At 73.0% G+C, this 17,364-nt stretch carries 12 protein-coding genes; 11 read left to right on the top strand and 1 reads right to left on the bottom strand.

The annotated features are described in order from the left end of the window. Together DEJ50_RS17915 and DEJ50_RS17920 are read left to right on the top strand one after the other, a co-directional pair. Complete coding sequence (locus DEJ50_RS17915) at positions 1–330, top strand: TadE family type IV pilus minor pilin (protein WP_411757621.1); 330 nt, start codon at positions 1–3, stop codon at positions 328–330. Beyond that, positions 327–716, top strand: coding sequence for an Rv3654c family TadE-like protein (locus DEJ50_RS17920; RefSeq protein WP_150208985.1), 390 nt, complete (start codon positions 327–329; stop codon positions 714–716). The genes DEJ50_RS17915 and DEJ50_RS17920 overlap by 4 nt, the downstream gene beginning before the upstream one ends. On the opposite strand, the gene DEJ50_RS17925 is transcribed toward DEJ50_RS17920, so the two are convergent. After that, on the bottom strand, positions 682–3,135 hold the full coding sequence (locus tag DEJ50_RS17925) for a DEAD/DEAH box helicase (RefSeq protein ID WP_150208986.1): 2,454 nt from the start codon (positions 3,133–3,135) through the stop codon (positions 682–684). The two genes, DEJ50_RS17920 and DEJ50_RS17925, sit on opposite strands and share 35 nt — an antisense overlap. 81 nt (positions 3,136–3,216) lie before the next feature. Here DEJ50_RS17925 and bldG point away from each other — a divergent pair, with 81 nt between their 5' ends. The 9 genes from bldG (at position 3,217) to DEJ50_RS17970 (ending at position 17,334) form a co-directional block, all read left to right on the top strand. Next, positions 3,217–3,558 carry an anti-sigma factor antagonist BldG gene (gene bldG / locus DEJ50_RS17930; protein ID WP_150208987.1) on the top strand — a complete coding sequence of 114 codons (342 nt, stop codon included), beginning with the start codon at positions 3,217–3,219 and terminating at the stop codon, positions 3,556–3,558. Positions 3,559–3,646: 88 nt separating this feature from the next. Further along, a complete protein-coding gene (locus DEJ50_RS17935) occupies positions 3,647–4,075 on the top strand; it encodes an ATP-binding protein (protein WP_150208988.1) in 429 nt (142 codons plus the stop codon). Positions 4,076–4,332: 257 nt separating this feature from the next. After that, positions 4,333–6,711, top strand: a complete 2,379-nt coding sequence (locus DEJ50_RS17940; protein ID WP_150208989.1) for a sodium-translocating pyrophosphatase — start codon at positions 4,333–4,335, stop codon at positions 6,709–6,711. Between the two features lie 172 nt (positions 6,712–6,883). Further along, the gene (locus DEJ50_RS17945) at positions 6,884–7,450 is read left to right on the top strand and encodes a small secreted protein (RefSeq protein ID WP_150208990.1); all 567 of its coding nucleotides are present in this window, start codon (positions 6,884–6,886) and stop codon (positions 7,448–7,450) included. Positions 7,451–7,638: 188 nt separating this feature from the next. Beyond that, entirely contained in the window at positions 7,639–9,147 is a 1,509-nt protein-coding gene (locus DEJ50_RS17950; protein ID WP_150208991.1) for a methyltransferase, read from the top strand. Between the two features lie 102 nt (positions 9,148–9,249). Then, the gene (locus DEJ50_RS17955) at positions 9,250–9,447 is read left to right on the top strand and encodes a hypothetical protein (protein ID WP_150208992.1); all 198 of its coding nucleotides are present in this window, start codon (positions 9,250–9,252) and stop codon (positions 9,445–9,447) included. A 266-nt stretch (positions 9,448–9,713) separates the two neighbouring features. Beyond that, a complete protein-coding gene (topA, locus tag DEJ50_RS17960) occupies positions 9,714–12,575 on the top strand; it encodes a type I DNA topoisomerase (protein ID WP_150208993.1) in 2,862 nt (953 codons plus the stop codon). Positions 12,576–12,704: 129 nt separating this feature from the next. Next, positions 12,705–16,019, top strand: a complete 3,315-nt coding sequence (gene tmk, locus DEJ50_RS17965; protein WP_150208994.1) for a dTMP kinase — start codon at positions 12,705–12,707, stop codon at positions 16,017–16,019. A gap of 103 nt (positions 16,020–16,122) precedes the next feature. After that, a complete protein-coding gene (locus tag DEJ50_RS17970) occupies positions 16,123–17,334 on the top strand; it encodes a DNA polymerase III subunit delta' (protein WP_150208995.1) in 1,212 nt (403 codons plus the stop codon). Positions 17,335–17,364: the final 30 nt, after the last annotated feature.

Raw genomic sequence — 17,364 nt, forward strand, 5'->3', positions numbered from 1 at the left:
GTGACGGCCGAGGCCGCCCTGGTGATTCCGGCACTGGTGCTTTTCGCGGCACTGCTGGTGTGGGCGCTGATGGCGGCGGCCGGACAGATCCGGTGCGTGGACGCGGCCAGGGCCGGGGCGCGGGCCGCGGCCCGGTCCGAACCGGTGGCGACAGCGGTGGCGGCGGCCAGGGCCGCGGCACCGGAGGGCGCGGAGGTGACGGTGGAGCGTTCGGGTGACCTGTGGCGGGTGCGGGTGGCGGCACCTGCACCCGGTCCGGCCGGGATGCCGGTCAGGCTGGGTGCCGGGGCCGTGGCGCTGGCCGAGGACAGTGTGGGGCCGCCGCCATGACCCGGGACCGGGGTTCGGCGACCGTGTGGGCGGCCGTGGTCACCACGGTGCTGGCGGCGGTGTTCGGGGGCGTGCTGCTGCTCGGCCAGGCCGTGCTGGCCCGGCACCGGGCGGCGGCTGCGGCGGACCTGGCGGCCCTGGCGGCGGCGACGAGCTGGGCGCACGGCCCGGAGGCCGCCTGTGCCGCAGCCGTCCGGGTGATCCGGGCGCAGGACGCCCGGCCGGCCGGCTGCCGGCTGGAGGGCGAGATCGCGGAGGTCGGGGCCGAGGCCCGGGCCGGACCCTTCACGGTCCGCGTTCCTGCCCGCGCGGGCCCGCCGGCGGAGCCCCCGCCGGAGGCCACCCCGTCGGCTACTCCTGGGGTGCGCCGGTCAGGAGGCGGGTGAGGAGGCGGACCGCGCCGCGTTTGTGGAGGGGGTCGTTGCCGTTGCCGCACTTGGGGGACTGGATGCAGGAGGGGCAGCCGGCCTCGCACTCGCAGGCGGCGATCGCGTCCCGGGTCGCGGTCAGCCAGGGGCGGGCCGTCCGGAAGGCCCGTTCGGCGAATCCGGCGCCGCCGGGGTGGCCGTCGTAGACGAACACGGTGGGCAGCAGGGTGTCCGGGTGCAGCGGCACTGAGACGCCGCCGATGTCCCAGCGGTCGCAGGTGGCGAACAGCGGGAGCAGGCCGATGGAGGCGTGTTCGGCGGCGTGCAGGGCGCCGCCGAGGATCTCCGGGTTGATCCGGGCCTCGTCGAGCTGGTCCTCGGTGACCGTCCACCACACCGCCCGGGTCCGCAGGGTGCGGGGCGGCAGGTCCAGTTTGGCCTCGCCGAGGACCTCGCCGGTGATCAGTTTGCGCCGCAGATAGGAGACGACCTGGTTGGTGACCTCGACGGACCCGTAGCAGAGCCGTGCCGGGCCCCAGGGGATCTCCGCCTCGGTGTCGAGGACGGCGATGGAGGTGGTGTCCCGGGCGGTGGTGGAGAAGGGCGGGTCCGCCTCCTCGACCAGGGCCACCGAGTCCTCCAGGTCCAGGTGCTTCACCAGATAGGTGCGGCCCTGGTGGAGGTGGACCGCGCCGTCGTGGACGGCGGTGTGGGAGGCGGACTCGTCGACCGTGCCGAGCAGTCGGCCGGTACCGGCCTCGACGATCTGCACCGGACGGCCGCCGCCGCCCCGGATGTCGGCCAGGTCCGAGGCCCGCTCCCGGCGGGTCCAGTGCCAGGCGGTGGCGCGGCGGCGCAGCAGTTTCGCCGATTCGAGCTGGGGGAGGAGGTCGTGTGCGGCCGGGCCGAAGAGGGCCAGGTCGGTGTCGGTCAGGGGCAGCTCGGCGGCTGCCGCACACAGATGGGGGGCGAGTACGTACGGGTTGTCGGGGTCCAGCACGGTGGCTTCGACGGGCTGCCGGAACAACGCCTCGGGGTGGTGGACGAGATAGGTGTCCAGCGGGTCGTCCCGGGCGATCAGCACGGCCAGGGCGCCCTGGCCGGACCGGCCGGCCCGGCCGGCCTGCTGCCACAGCGAGGCCCGGGTGCCCGGGTAGCCGGCGATCAGGACGGCGTCCAGGCCGGAGACGTCCACGCCGAGCTCCAGCGCGGTGGTGGCGGCCAGGCCGAGCAGTTCGCCGGAGTGCAGGGCCCGCTCCAGGGCCCGGCGCTCCTCGGGCAGGTAGCCGCCCCGGTAGGCGGCCACCCGGCCGGGCAGGGAGCGGTCGACCGCCGCCAGGCGCTCCTGGGCGATGAGGGCGATCAGCTCGGCGCCGCGCCGGGAGCGGACGAAGGCGACCGTGCGGACCCCCTGTACGGCCAGATCGGTGAGGAGGTCGGCGGTCTCGGCGGTGGCCGTGCGTCGGACCGGGGCGCCGCGCTCCCCGGCGAGTTCGGTCAGGGGCGGCTCCCACAGGGCGAAGACCACCTCGCCGCGCGGGGAGGCGTCGTCGACCACCTCGGTGACCGGGAGGCCGGTCAGGCGGCTCGCGGCGGCAGCCGGGTCGCTGGCGGTGGCCGAGGCGAGCAGGAAGACCGGTTCGGAGCCGTAGCGGGCGCAGAGGCGGCGCAGACGCCGCAGGACCTGGGCGACGTGGGAGCCGAACACGCCCCGGTAGGTGTGGCACTCGTCGATGACGACATAGCGCAGGGCGCGCAGGAAGGAGGACCAGCGGGGGTGGGCCGGGAGTATCCCGCGGTGCAGCATGTCGGGGTTGGTGAGCACGTAATTGGCGTACTGGCGGACCCACTCGCGTTCCTCGACGGGGGTGTCCCCGTCGTACACGGCGGGCCGGACGGCGTTGCCGAGCGGGGCGGCCAGTTCCCGTACTGCGCGGCGTTGATCGGCGGCCAGGGCCTTGGTCGGGGCCAGATAGAGGGCGGTCGCGCCCCGGCCGTTGGCTGCCCGGGCCCCGTCCGCCAGCGCGCTCAGGACCGGGGCGAGGTAGGCCAGCGACTTGCCGGAGGCGGTGCCGGTGGCGACGACCACCGAGGTGCCGTCCAGGGCGTGCTCGGCCGCTGCGGCCTGGTGTTCCCACGGATGGTCGATGCCGGCCGAACGGATGGCGGCTACGACATCCGTTCGGATGCGGTCCGGCCAGACTGCATGACGACCCTCCCGAGGGGGCAGATGCTCCGTATGGGTGATGCGCGCAGCCCGGCCCGGCCCCCGTGACAGGCGGTCCAGGACCGTGCCGGGGGTGGGTCGGGGGTCCGTGGCGGCCGTGGGCCGACCGGGACGGTGAGTACTGGCCATTGCCACCGAGTGTGTCACCGGCGTCGGGGACAATGGAGGGAAGGCGTCGTGCGCGCCTGCCGGTAAGTGATTGAATGCCATTGCGGCAGCCAATCCCTCCACTACCTTCGGGTGGGGAGGCCCCTGGGGGGCGCCGCTCGATAGCAAGGTGCTGGAGGATCCGTGGACCTGTCCCTGTCGACTCGCACTGTCGGCGACCGCACGGTCGTCGAGGTCGGTGGCGAGATTGATGTGTATACCGCGCCCAAGCTGCGCGAGCAGTTGGTCGAGTTGGTGAACGACGGCAGCTACCACCTGGTTGTCGACATGGAGCGAGTGGACTTCCTCGACTCCACCGGCCTCGGTGTGCTCGTGGGAGGCCTCAAGCGCGTCCGTGCGCACGAGGGCTCGCTGCGCCTGGTGTGCAACCAGGAGCGCATCCTGAAGATCTTCCGCATCACCGGTCTGACCAAGGTCTTCCCCATCCACACCAGCGTGGATGACGCCGTCGCCGCCACCGACTGACGGCTTCCGAAAACAGCAGAAGCAGCGGGGGCGCCGGGCCGGAGGGCCCGGGCCCCTGTCAGCACGCCCGTAGTCCGAGGGGGAGTACATGGCCACCGTTGAACTCCGCTTCAGCGCCCAGCCCGAACACGTGCGGACGGCCCGTCTGGTCGCGGCTGCGGTGGCGCGCCGGGCCGGAGTGGAGGAGGCTGTGCTCGACGAGGTGCGCCTCGCCGTGGGCGAGGCGTGCTCGCGTGCCGTCGGGCTGCACCGGGGCGGCGGGCTGAGCGCACCCGTCCGGGTCGTGCTCACCGAGGAGGAGAAGGTGTTCTCCATCGAGGTCGGCGACGAGGTCCCGACGCCGTCCGGCGGGCCGTCCGCCGGCGATGCGGCCGGGGACCCGGATGCCGAGGGTGAGGACGAGATGGGCCTCGCGGTGATCCGCGGGCTCGTGGACGACGTCGAGGTCACCCGTGGGGATTCGGGCGGAGTCATCCGGATGAGCTGGCCCGCCGCGGGCACTTCCGATCTCCCGTAGATCATTTCATCCCGGCTCCGATCTTATTCTCGGACGATCAAAAGGCCCTGCTGAGCAGGGCCTTTTTTCATGTCCGGAGATCAATGACCCGGCGTCAATGCTTTTGCCCCATTACCACTTTCGAGCGGTAATGGGTGACGCGATCTTTTGTTGAGGAGCACGGGGAGGCCAATTCCGTTTCCCGCGTACTGTTTTGATCAGGTGAGGCTCCCTACAATCCGTCCACATCTTTGAGCTCATCACGTCAAGGAGGACGTATGACGGGGCTCTTCACCCCCACGGCGGCAGCGGTACTGACCGATGACAATCGGTTGATCGTGATCGTCATCGCGGCCGTCGCACTGGCCGCGCTCGTCGTTGCCCAACTCCTGGTCCGCCAGGTGCTCGCAGCCGACGAAGGCACCGACAGTATGAAAAAGATCGCGGCAGCCGTTCAGGAAGGCGCCAACGCCTACCTCGGCCGGCAGCTGCGCACCCTCGGCATCTTCGCCGTCGTGGTGTTCTTCCTGCTCTTCCTGCTGCCCGCCGACAACTGGACCCAGCGGGCCGGACGTTCCGCCTTCTTCCTGGTCGGCGCGCTGTTCTCGGCCGCCACCGGCTACATCGGCATGCGGCTGGCGGTACGCGCCAACGTCCGCGTCGCCGCCGCCGCCCGCGAGGCCACCCCTGCCAAGGGCGAACCCGCCAAGGACCTGACCGCCGTGGCCCACAAGGCCATGAAGATCGCCTTCCGCACCGGCGGTGTGGTCGGCATGTTCACCGTCGGCCTCGGCCTGTTCGGCGCCTCCTGCGTCGTCCTGGTCTACGCCGCGGACGCACCCAAGGTCCTGGAGGGCTTCGGCCTCGGCGCCGCCCTGATCGCGATGTTCATGCGCGTCGGCGGCGGCATCTTCACCAAGGCCGCCGACGTCGGCGCCGACCTGGTCGGCAAGGTCGAACAGGGCATTCCGGAGGACGATCCGCGCAATGCCGCGACCATCGCCGACAATGTGGGCGACAACGTCGGCGACTGCGCCGGGATGGCAGCCGACCTCTTCGAGTCCTACGCGGTCACCCTGGTGGCCGCCCTGATCCTCGGCAAGGCGGCCTTCGGCGACCTCGGCCTCGCCTTCCCCCTGATCGTCCCCGCCATCGGTGTGGTCACCGCGATGATCGGCATCTTCGCCGTCTCCCCGCGCCGCACCGACCGCAGCGGCATGACCGCCATCAACCGCGGCTTCTTCATCTCCGCCGTGATCTCGCTGGTGCTGGTCGCGATCGCCGTCTACGCCTACCTGCCGGCCACCTACAAGGAGCTCCGCGGCGTCGAGAACGCGGCCATCACGGGCCACGCCGGCGACCCGCGCGTCCTCGCCCTCGTCGCCGTCGCCATCGGCATCGTGCTGGCGGCCCTCATCCAGCAGCTCACCGGCTACTTCACCGAGACCAACCGGCGCCCCGTCCGGGACATCGGCAAGTCCTCGCTGACCGGCCCGGCCACGGTCGTCCTCGCCGGCATCTCCGTCGGCCTCGAATCCGCCGTCTACACCGCGCTGCTCATCGGCCTCGGCGTCTACGGCGCGTTCCTGCTCGGCGGCACCTCGATCATGCTCGCCCTCTTCGCCGTGGCCCTGGCCGGCACCGGCCTGCTCACCACCGTGGGCGTGATCGTCGCCATGGACACCTTCGGCCCGGTCTCCGACAACGCCCAGGGCATCGCCGAGATGTCCGGGGACGTCGAGGGCGCCGGCGCGCAGGTCCTCACCGACCTGGACGCGGTGGGCAACACCACCAAGGCCATCACCAAGGGCATCGCCATCGCCACCGCCGTCCTTGCCGCGGCGGCGCTCTTCGGCTCGTACAGCGATGCCATCGCGGGCGCCATCAGGGACGTCGGGGTCAAGACCGGGGATATGGCCCTCAGCCTGGACATCGCCCAGCCCAACAACCTGGTCGGGCTGATCCTCGGTGCGGCCGTCGTCTTCCTCTTCTCCGGACTCGCCATCAATGCGGTCTCCCGCTCGGCCGGTTCGGTGGTCTACGAGGTGCGCCGCCAGTTCCGCGAGCACCCCGGGATCATGAACTACACCGAGAAGCCCGAGTACGGGCGCGTCGTGGACATCTGCACCAAGGACGCGCTCCGCGAACTCGCCACCCCCGGACTGCTCGCCGTGATGGCCCCCATCGCGGTCGGGTTCACCCTCGGCGTCGGCGCGCTCGGCTCGTACCTCGCCGGAGCGATCGCCTGCGGCACCCTGATGGCCGTCTTCCTCGCCAACTCGGGCGGCGCCTGGGACAACGCGAAGAAGCTGGTCGAGGACGGGCACCACGGCGGCAAGGGCAGCGAGGCGCACGCCGCGACCGTCATCGGCGACACGGTCGGCGACCCGTTCAAGGACACCGCCGGACCCGCCATCAACCCGCTGCTCAAGGTCATGAACCTGGTGGCGCTGCTGATCGCCCCGGCCGTCGTGCAGTTCAGCTACGGCGACGACGCGAGCCCGGTGGTCCGCGCCGTGGTGGCGGTCTTCGCGATCGCCGTCATCGTCGGCGCGGTGTACGTGTCGAAGCGCCGCGGTATCGCGGTCGGCGACGACGGCGCGGACGGGGCCACGGAGCGGGTCGCCCAGCAGGCCGACCCGGCGGTCGTGTCCTGAGCCCGTCCCGGCCTCCTCCCGAGCCCGTTCCGGGCCCTGGGAACGGGGCCGGGGCATAGGCCCGAACGGCGGACGGGCGGCGCGGACCGACGCGTCGTCCGTCCGCCTTTCTGCGCACCCGGATGGCTGGCGTGTATGTTCCGGGCCGAGAGCCTTGGAAGGGACCAATCCGGTGAAGAAGAAGCTTGGGGCCGTGGTCTCCGGCGGTGCGGTGCTGATGCTCGTACTGTCCGGCTGCGGTGGCGATGACGGTGACACGAAGGCCGACGACTGGGCCAAGAAGGTCTGCGACAAGTGGCAGCCCGAATACAAAAAGATCGATGCTGCCAACGCCGAGATGAAGCGGGTGGCCTCCGAGAGCAGTAAGCCCGAAGAGGTGCAGAAGACCGACTCGGCCGCCTTCCAGACCATGTCCGAGGCGTTCACCGGCATCAGTGCCGCACTGCGCGGGGCCGGGGATCCGGGGGGCAAGGACGGCAAGGCGACGGCGGAGGCCGCGGCCAAGAGCTTCGAGAACACGGCCAAGGGCTACACCGAGCTCAAGATCAAGATGGATGCGCTCGACGCCAAGGACCAGGCGAAGTTCGCCGAGGGGCTGCTGGGGCTCTCGGGCGGCCTGGAGAAGGTCGCCGCGGACGAGAAGGCGGCCAAGGAACAGCTCAAGGCCGGCAGCCTGGAGAAGGCGATGGCCAAGCAGAAGGGCTGCCAGGCCGCGACCCCGGCGCCTGCACAGAGCTGACCGCCCCGGCGCCCCCGCAGAGCTCGGCCCGGCGTCCACGCAAAGCCGACCGCCCCGGCCGGGCCCCGCGGGGGCTCGGCCGGGACCGCGGGGGCCCCGCGGGGGCCCAGCCGGGGCTCGGCCGGGATCGGGGGGTCCTGCGGCATGCCGGGGCCCGGGCGGGGGTGTGCAGCCGACACAATGGGCGGGTGAGTACCAGCCGCCTGCCTTCGTCCGACCGCGCCGCCGCCCTGCGCGCCGCCCTGCTCTCCGCCGGCTTCACCGCCGATGGCCTGCTCGACCTGCTCGGCGCCCCCGCGTACGCGGCGCTCGCCCGCAGCGAGACGGTGCCCGCGCTGCGCGCCACCCGGGGCGACGGCCCGCAAGCGAGCCTGGTCCGGCTGTTCCTGCTCCAGCAGCCCGTCCCGTACGAGCACGCGGCAGCCGCCCTGCCCGTCGAGGAGGCGCTGGCCGACGGCTGGCTCCGCCGCGACGGCGCAGAGGTCTCCGCCACCGTCGATGTCCGCCCGTACGGCGGCCCGGACGGCCAGGACTGGTTCATCGTCTCGGACCTCGGCTGCGCGGTCGGCGGGGCCGGCGGCATCGGCAGTCACGAGGAGGGCGTGGTCCTCGGCGTCGGCGGCGCCTCCACCACCCTCGCCGGGATCACCGTCCGTACCCCGGTCGGCTCCGCCCTGGACCTCGGCACCGGCTCCGGCATCCAGGCGCTGCACGCCGCCCAGCACGCAACCCGGGTCACCGCCACCGACGTCAACCCGCGCGCACTGGAGTTCACCCGGCTCACCCTGGCCCTGTCCGGCGCGCCCGAGGCCGAGCTCCTCACCGGCTCGCTGTTCGAGCCGGTCGGCGAGGCGACGTACGACCTGATTGTTTCCAACCCGCCCTTCGTGATCTCTCCCGCCGCCCGGCTCACCTACCGGGACGGCGGCATGGGCGGCGACGACCTGTGCCGCACCCTGGTGCAGCAGGCGGGCGCCCACCTCAACCCGGGCGGGTACGCGCAGTTCCTGGCGAACTGGCAGCACGTGGAGGGCGAGGACTGGCGGGACCGGCTGCGGTCCTGGGTGCCGCGCGGCTGCGACGCCTGGATCGTGCAGCGCGAGGTGCAGGACGTGACGCAATACGCGGAACTCTGGCTCCGCGACGCCGGCGACCACCGCACGGCTCCCGAGGAGTACGCCGAACGGTACGAGGCCTGGCTGGACGAGTTCGAGGCCCGCAAGACCAAGGCCGTCGGATTCGGCTGGATCACGCTGCGCCGCAGCGACGCGGACATCCCGTCCGTCGTGGTCGAGGAGTGGCCGCACCCGGTGGAGCAGCCGCTCGGCGAGACCGTCCTGGCCCACTTCGCCCGCCAGGACTACCTGCGCGACCACGACGACGCCTCCCTGCTGGAGGCGCATTTCCGGCTGGTCGCCGAGGTGATGCAGGAGCAGGTCGGCGCGCCCGGCGCGGAGGACCCCGAGCACGTGGTGCTCCGGCAGAACCGCGGGATGCGGCGGGCCACCAAGGTGGACACGGTCGGGGCGGGCTTCGCCGGAGTGTGCGACGGCTCACTCAGCGCGGGGCGGATCCTGGACGCCATCGCCCAGCTGGTGCAGGAGGACCCGGTCGTGCTGCGCGACCGCACGCCCGAGTCGATCCGGCTGCTGGTGGAGCAGGGCTTCCTGGAGCCGGCGGAGATTCCGGAACGCTGAGTTCACCCGGGGTTCGCATGCCGTACGTCACCGGGTGCCAGGGTCGTTCGCACAGGAATCCGGGGGGATTCCCGGGAGTGGCTCCGGGGGAAGGGGTGCGGCATGGACAGAGTTCCCGCGATCTTCGCGGCCACGGTGTTCCTGCTGTTCGGAGCCGCCCTCCTGGCGTGGACGGGGGCGCGCGCACTGCATCGCGCGCCGGTCGCCGACGGGGCGCGCCCCGCGCTGGCGCTCCCGCTGGCCCTGCTCGCAGGCGGAACCTCGCTGGCCCTCGGCGTGTGGTGTCTCGGGCGGCTCTGAGACGGGGTTCCGGCCCGTTCCGCGGCACCTTCTCCGGCCCGATCCGGAGGGCCGTACCGGGCGGGGCCAGACGGCCCTCCGGCCACTCGGCCCGGTGATCGGGAAGCGCCGGGCGCGGTATCCGGGCGGCACGAACGGCACTAGTCGGGTTACCGTTCGAGTGGCCGTTGCGGGCTTCTGCCGTTTGACACGGGGGCGGGTTGTACCGTCACACTCCGCAGCGTCGCCGTACTGCGACCGAGTGCCGACCGGAGAGAAGAGCCAAGTTGTCCCCGACTAGCGAGACCGCAAAGGGCGGTCGCCGACTCGTCATCGTCGAGTCCCCTGCCAAGGCGAAGACGATCAAGGGCTACCTCGGCCCGGGATACGTCGTCGAGGCGAGCGTCGGGCACATCCGCGACCTCCCGAACGGTGCGGCGGAGGTGCCCGAGAAGTACACGGGTGAGGTGCGCCGCCTCGGCGTGGACGTCGAGCACGACTTCCAGCCGATCTACGTCGTCAACGCCGACAAGAAGGCCCAGGTCAGGAAGCTCAAGGAGCTGCTGGCCGAGTCCGACGAACTCTTCCTCGCCACCGATGAGGACCGCGAGGGCGAGGCCATCGCGTGGCACCTGCAGGAAGTCCTCAAGCCCAAGGTCCCGGTCCACCGGATGGTCTTCCACGAGATCACCAAGGACGCGATCCGCGACGCCGTGGCCAACCCGCGCGAGCTGAACCAGCGCATGGTCGACGCCCAGGAGACCCGCCGCATCCTCGACCGCCTCTACGGCTACGAGGTCTCGCCGGTCCTGTGGAAGAAGGTCATGCCGAAACTGTCGGCGGGCCGCGTCCAGTCCGTCGCCACCCGGCTCGTCGTCGAGCGAGAGCGCGAGCGCATCGCCTTCCGCTCCGCCGAGTACTGGGACCTGACCGGCACCTTCGCCACCGGCCGCGCCGGTGACGCCTCCGACCCGTCCTCGCTGGTCGCCCGGCTGAACTCGGTCGACGGCCGGCGTATCGCCCAGGGCCGCGACTTCGGCTCGAACGGGCAGCTCAAGAGCGATGTCCTGCACCTGGACGAGGCGAATGCGCGCGCCCTGGCCGCCGCCCTCGCCGAGACCTCCTTCGCGGTCCGCTCGGTCGAGTCCAAGCCGTACCGGCGCTCCCCGTACGCCCCGTTCCGTACGACCACGCTGCAGCAGGAGGCCTCGCGCAAGCTGGGCTTCGGTGCGAAGGCGACCATGCAGGTGGCGCAGAAGCTGTACGAGAACGGCTTCATCACGTACATGCGTACGGACTCGACCATCCTGTCCGACACGGCCGTCGCGGCGGCCCGGGCCCAGGTCACCCAGCTGTACGGCGCCGACTACCTGCCGCCGCAGCCGCGGGTCTACGCGGGCAAGGTCAAGAACGCGCAGGAGGCGCACGAGGCGATCCGGCCTTCGGGTGATCGTTTCCGCACGCCTGCCGAGACCGGCCTGACCGGCGACCAGTTCCGCCTGTACGAGCTGATCTGGAAGCGGACCGTCGCCTCCCAGATGAAGGACGCGACCGGGAACTCGGTCACCGTGAAGATCGGCGGCAGGGCGAGCGACGGCCGGGACGCCGAGTTCTCCGCCTCCGGCAAGACGATCACCTTCCACGGCTTCATGAAGGCGTACGTCGAGGGCGCGGACGACCCGAACGCCGAGCTCGACGACCGCGAGCGGCGGCTGCCGCAGGTCGCCGAGGGCGACGCGCTGACCGCCGAGGAGATCACGGCGGACGGCCACGCCACCAAGCCGCCGGCCCGCTACACCGAGGCCTCGCTGGTCAAGGAGCTGGAAGAGCGCGAGATCGGCCGCCCGTCGACCTACGCGTCGATCATCGGCACCATCCTGGACCGCGGCTACGTCTTCAAGAAGGGCACCGCACTCGTCCCGTCCTTCCTGTCCTTCGCCGTGGTCAACCTGCTGGAGAAGCACTTCGGCCGGCTCGTCGACTACGACTTCACCGCGAAGATGGAGGACGACCTCGACCGGATCGCGCGCGGCGAGGCGCAGTCCGTGCCGTGGCTGAAGCGCTTCTACTTCGGCGGGGAGGAGGCGGCCGGCGCCGCCGACGCCTCCGCCGCCGGGAACGGCGACGGCGACCACCTCGGCGGTCTCAAGGAACTGGTCACCGACCTCGGCGCGATCGATGCGCGGGAGATCTCCTCCTTCCCGGTGGGCGAGGGCATCGTGCTCCGGGTCGGCCGCTACGGCCCGTACGTCGAGCGCGGCGAGAAGGACGCAGAGGGCCACCAGCGGGCCGACGTACCGGACGACCTCGCTCCGGACGAGCTGACGGTGGCGTACGCGGAGGAGCTGTTCGCGAAGCCGAGCGGCGAGTTCGAGCTGGGCAAGGACCCGGTCAGCGGGAACGAGATCGTCGCCAAGGACGGCCGGTACGGCCCGTACGTGACGGAGATCCTCCCCGAGGGCACCCCGAAGACCGGCAAGAACGCGGTCAAGCCGCGGACCGCCTCGCTGTTCAAGTCGATGTCCCTGGACACCGTCACCCTGGACGACGCGCTGAAGCTGATGTCGCTGCCGCGCGTGGTGGGTGCCGACGCCGAGGGCGTGGAGATCACTGCGCAGAACGGCCGGTACGGCCCGTACCTGAAGAAGGGCACGGACTCGCGCTCCCTGGAGACCGAGGACCAGCTCTTCACCATCACCCTGGACGAGGCGCTGGCGATCTACGCCCAGCCGAAGCAGCGCGGCCGGGCGGCGGCCAAGCCGCCGCTGAAGGAACTGGGTACCGACCCGGTCAGCGAGCGGCCGGTGGTCGTGAAGGACGGCCGCTTCGGTCCGTACGTGACGGACGGCGAGACGAACGCGACGCTGCGGCGGGACGACGACGTCGAGACGATCACGCCGGAGCGGGGCTACGAGCTGCTCGCCGAGAAGCGGGCGAAGGGGCCCGCGAAGAAGACGGCGAAGAAGGCTCCGGCCAAGAAGGCGACCGCGAAGAAGGCCACGGCCGCGAAGAAGACGACGGCGGCCAAGAAGACGACGGCCGCGAAGAAGACGACGGCCGCGAAGACGGCCGCCACCAAGAAGGCGACGGCCACCAAGAAGGCGACCGCCGCCGCGAAGACGACGACGGCGGCTGCGTCGGACGAGTAGCCGAACGGTCCGCCCGGGCGGGGCGGGAGCGGGGGGAACAGCCCCTGCTCCCGCCCCGTTCCGCTGCGCGGGAGCTTCCGCGCGGTGCTCGGCCTCCGCCCACCCGGGCGCAGCGGATAGGCTGGGCGGATGACGCGAGCCGAGCAGCCGACGGTCGTGCCCTCCGGGAAGGACCCCGTGAACCCCACCTACGACGAAGCCCTGGCCGCGGACTCCCGCGAGCGGGCGGTGCGCGCCCTGCTGCGCACGCCCCGGCTCCGCCGGCTGTGGAGCGCCCAGCTGGTCAGCGGTATCGGCGATGCCCTGGCCCTGCTGGTCCTGGTCCTGCTGGCCTACCAGGCGGCCGTCAGCGAGGCCGCCTTCGGCGGCGGCTACCGGGGCGCCGCCCTCGCGGTCACCGCCGTGTTCGCGGTGCGGATCCTCGCCACGCTGCTCACCGGCGCCGTGCTGCTGGGCCCGCTGTCCGGGCTGCTCGCCCCGCGCGAGCACGGCGGCAGGCTGGACCGCCGCTGGACCATGATCGGTGCCGACGGTTTCCGGCTGGCCCTCTTCGTCGTCGCCCCGCTGTGGCTCGACTGGATCCCGGGGCAGGCCCTGACCGCGCTGCTCGCCACCGTCTTCGCCGCCGGTGTCGCCGAGCGCCTGTGGACCCTGGCCAAGGAGAGCGCGGCCCCCGCCCTGCTGCCCGAGCCGCCGCCCGAGGGGGCGACCGTACGGCCGCTGCCCGACCATCTCGACGCACTGCGCCGGCTGACCCTCCGTACGAGCTTCGCCGCGCTGCCCGTCGCCGCCGCGGTGCTGCTCGCCGCCACCCTTGTCGGTGCGGCCCTCGGCCTCGGCGTGGAGTGGTTCGCGGCGAACCGGGCCGCCCTCGGCTCGTACGTGGCCGCCGGGCTGTTCGCCGCCTCCGTGTCCCTGCTGCTGCCGCTGGTACTTCCCGGGGCGAAGACCCCCCGGCCGCGTTCGCCGCTGGAGGGCCTGCGGGCCCCGAAGGCCGCGGACGCCCCGGAGAAGGGCCGCACCGGGATCATCCCGCTGCTCGTCCTGGCCTGCGCGGCCGTCGCCGGAGCGGTGTCCTGCGCGGTGGCCGTCTCGGTGCTGCACGCATTCGACCTGGGCGGCGGCCCGGCCGGCTTTGCGCTGCTGGTCCTCGCGCTGAGCGGGGGCACCGTGGCCGGCATCCGGGCCACCCAGGCCGGCAAGGTGCTGCCCGCGCTGTCCCGGCGCCGCCTGCTGGCCCTGGCCATAGCGGTCACCGGACTGGCACTGCTGCTGATGGGCCTGGTCCCGGACCTGGCCACGGTCGTCTTCCTGGCGGTGCTGGCCGGTACCGCCGCGGGGGTCGCCGCCAACACCGGACACACCCTGATCGACCAGGAGACCGAGGAATTCCGCCGGCCCCGGGTCACCCAGCACCTCCAGGCCGTCGTACGGGTCGCCGTGGCGGTCGGCGCGGTCGCCGCGCCGGCGCTGGCCGCGGCCATCGGCCCGCACCGGCTGGGCGGCGACGAGGTGGTGTTCGCCCACGGCGGCGCGGCCTTCACCCTGATGCTGGTCGGCGCGCTGCTGCTGCCGGTGGCCGTGACCGTGCTGGCCCGTGCCGACGACCGCAGCGGCGTACCGCTCCGGCGCGACCTGCGGGAGGCGCTGCGCGGCGGCGAGCCGGACCAGGCGCCGGCCGCCGGCGGGTTCTTCATCGCCCTGGAGGGCGGGGACGGAGCCGGAAAGTCCACGCAGGTGCAGGCGCTGGCCGAGTGGATACGGGGCAAGGGCCACGAGGTCGTGGTGACCCGCGAGCCCGGCGCCACACCGGTCGGCAAGCGGCTCCGCTCGATCCTCCTCGACGTGTCCTCGGCCGGGCTGTCGAACCGCGCCGAGGCCCTGCTGTACGCCGCCGACCGGGCGGAGCACGTGGACACCGTGGTGCGGCCGGCCCTGGAGCGGGGCGCGGTGGTCATCTCCGACCGCTACATCGACTCCTCGGTGGCCTACCAGGGCGCCGGGCGTGACCTGTCGCCCACCGAGATCGCGCGGATCTCGCGCTGGGCGACGGACGGGCTGGTGCCCAACCTGACCGTGCTGCTGGACGTGTCGCCGGAGGCGGCCCGGGAGCGGTTCACGGAGGCGCCGGACCGGCTGGAGTCGGAGCCGGCCGAGTTCCACCAGCGGGTGCGCGCCGGATTCCTGACCCTGGCGGCGGCCGACCCGGGCCGTTACCTGGTGGTGGACGCCGGACAGGACCCGGAATCGGTGACCACGGTCGTACGGCACCGCCTGGACCGGATGCTTCCGCTCTCCGAGGCCGAGGTGCAGGCCCAGGCCGAGGCCCGTCGGCTGGCCGAGGAGGAAGCGAAGCGCAAGGCCGCCGAAGAGGCGGCGCGCAAGGCCGAGGAGGAGCGGCTCCGCGCCGAGGAAGAGGCGCGGCGCAAGGCGGAGGAGGAAGCCGCCCGCATCAAGGCCGCGGAAGAAGCCGCCCGCAAGGCGGAGGAGGAGCGGCTCCGCGCCGAGGCGGAGGAGCGCGCCCGGGCGGAGGCCGAGGCGGCCCGCCGGGCGGCGGAGGAACGGCAGCGCGCCGAGGCCGAGCAGGCCCGGCTGGAAGCCCAGCGGCTGCGTGCGGAGGCCGAGGAGAAGGCCCGCAAGGCGGAGGAAGAGCGGCTGCGGCGGCAGGCGGAGGAGGAGGCCCGGCTGCGGGCCGAGGCCGAGGAGAAGCGGCGCGAGAAGCAGCGGCGGGCCGAGGAGGCCCTGCTGAAGGCGGAGGAGGCGCGCCGGCTTGCGGCGGCTTCTGCGGCGGCTGCGGCTGCTGCTGCGGCCGAGGCGGCGGCGTCTTCTGCGGCTTCTGCGTCGGCTGGGTTGGCCGGGGCGTCTGGGGCATCTGCGTCGTCTGCGTCGTCTGCGTCGTCTGGGCCGTCTGGGCCGTCTGGGGCGGGCGCCGATCAGGGCAGGCCGCGGGTCGGCCTGACCAAGGAGCCCGCGCCGGACGCGGCACGCGACCCGCGCCGGGCGCAGCCGCACCACCCCGACGACGCGGTGACCGTCGAGACGCCCGTGGTGTCGGCCGCCCCCGACCGGCGGGTGATGCGGCCGGACGACATCACCGAGACCGTTCCGGTTCCGAAGATCGACCCGGCTGCCGAGACCTCCGTACTGCCCCCCGTACGGGTGGCCGGTCCGGCCGACGAAACGGCCGTACTGCCTCCGGTCCGGCCCGGGGAGGACCCCGCGGACCGGGTGCCGCCGGGCATCTTCCGGGATTCGGCCGGCGGTACGGATGTGACCCGGGAGCTGCCCGCGGTCGACGGATCCGGCCGTCCGCGGCGCCGGTCCGACTGGGCGGAGGAGACCCCGCTGGACGATCTGCCCTCCCTGGCGGACGAGCTGCTCGGCCCCCACCGGGACGAGGACGACGGGGACGACACGGGGTCCTCGCGCCGGCGCCGCCGCTGACCGGGCGCGTGGGCTGCCGGCCCGGAGTGTCAGTGGCCCGCGCCACAATGATCGGTGGAACTCGGCAGAGGAACATCGGACGACGAGGGAAGGAGGCGGCGGCATGGCCGTCTGGGACGACCTGGTGGGTCAGGAGCGGGTGCAGACGCAGCTCGCCGCCGCCGCGCGGGACGCCGATGCGCTGGTCACCGCGGTCGAGGCCGGGCAGCCGCTGCCCGCCGCCTCCAAGATGACCCACGCCTGGCTGTTCACCGGACCGCCCGGTTCCGGCCGGTCCACCGCCGCCCGGGCCTTCGCCGCCGCCCTGCAGTGCACCAGCCCCGACCGCGCCCTCGGCGGGGCCCCGGGCTGCGGCTTCTGCGACGGCTGCCACACCACCCTGGTCGGCACCCACGCAGACGTCGAGATCGTCCGCACCGACCTGCTCTCCATCGGTGTGAAGGAAACCCGCGACCTGGTCCGCCGGGCCCAGCTCTCCCCGGCCGTGGGCCGCTGGCAGGTCATCGTCCTGGAGGACGCGGACCGGCTCACCGAGGGCGCGGGCAACGTCCTCCTCAAGGCCGTGGAGGAGCCCGCTCCGCGCACGGTGTGGCTGCTCTGCGCGCCCTCGCTGGAGGATGTGCTGCCCACCATCCGGTCCCGCTGCCGGCACCTCACCCTGCGCACCCCGCCGGTGTCCGCGGTCGCCGACGTCCTGGTCCGGCGGGACGGCATCGAGCCGGCCGTCGCCGCAGCCGCCGCCCGGGCCACCCAGGGGCACATCGGCCGCGCCCGCCGGCTGGCCACCGACGAACGGGCCCGATCGCGCCGCGCCGCCGTGCTGAAGCTGCCGCTCCGCGTGGACGACGTGGGCGGCTGCCTCAAGGCCGCCCAGGAGCTCGTCGACGCCGCCGCGGAGGACGCCAAGCAGGTGGCGGAGGAGGTCGACGTCAAGGAGACCGAGGACCTGCGGGCCGCGCTCGGCGCCGGTGCCGGAACCGGCGGCCGGATGCCGCGCGGCACGGCCGGGGTGATGAAGGAGCTCGAGGACCGGCAGAAGCGCCGCCGCACCCGCACCCAGCGCGACAGCCTCGATCTGGCCCTCACCGACCTGACCGGGTTCTACCGGGACGTGCTCGCCCTGCAGCTCGGCTCCTCGGTGGCCATCGCGAACGAGGAGATACGGGCCGACCTGGACCGGCTCGCCCGCGCGTCCGGACCCGAGCGGACCCTGCGCCGGATCGAGGCGATCATCGCGTGCCGCGACGCCCTGGACCGGAACGTGGCCCCGCTGCTCGCGGTCGAGGCGATGACAATGGCCCTCCGGGCCGGCTGAACCGGGCCGGCCCCCGGTGGAGGCCGATCC

The organism is Streptomyces venezuelae, from assembly GCF_008642295.1.
Lineage (GTDB): Bacteria > Actinomycetota > Actinomycetes > Streptomycetales > Streptomycetaceae > Streptomyces > Streptomyces venezuelae_C.

Coding starts and splice junctions, on each gene's coding strand:
- DEJ50_RS17920 (WP_150208985.1), top strand. CDS start 327: ATGACCCGGGACCGGGGTTCGGCGACCGTGTGGGCGGCCGTGGTCACC.
- DEJ50_RS17925 (WP_150208986.1), bottom strand. CDS start 3,135: ATGGCATTCAATCACTTACCGGCAGGCGCGCACGACGCCTTCCCTCCA.
- DEJ50_RS17935 (WP_150208988.1), top strand. CDS start 3,647: ATGGCCACCGTTGAACTCCGCTTCAGCGCCCAGCCCGAACACGTGCGG.
- DEJ50_RS17940 (WP_150208989.1), top strand. CDS start 4,333: ATGACGGGGCTCTTCACCCCCACGGCGGCAGCGGTACTGACCGATGAC.
- DEJ50_RS17955 (WP_150208992.1), top strand. CDS start 9,250: ATGGACAGAGTTCCCGCGATCTTCGCGGCCACGGTGTTCCTGCTGTTC.
- tmk (WP_150208994.1), top strand. CDS start 12,705: ATGACGCGAGCCGAGCAGCCGACGGTCGTGCCCTCCGGGAAGGACCCC.
- DEJ50_RS17970 (WP_150208995.1), top strand. CDS start 16,123: ATGGCCGTCTGGGACGACCTGGTGGGTCAGGAGCGGGTGCAGACGCAG.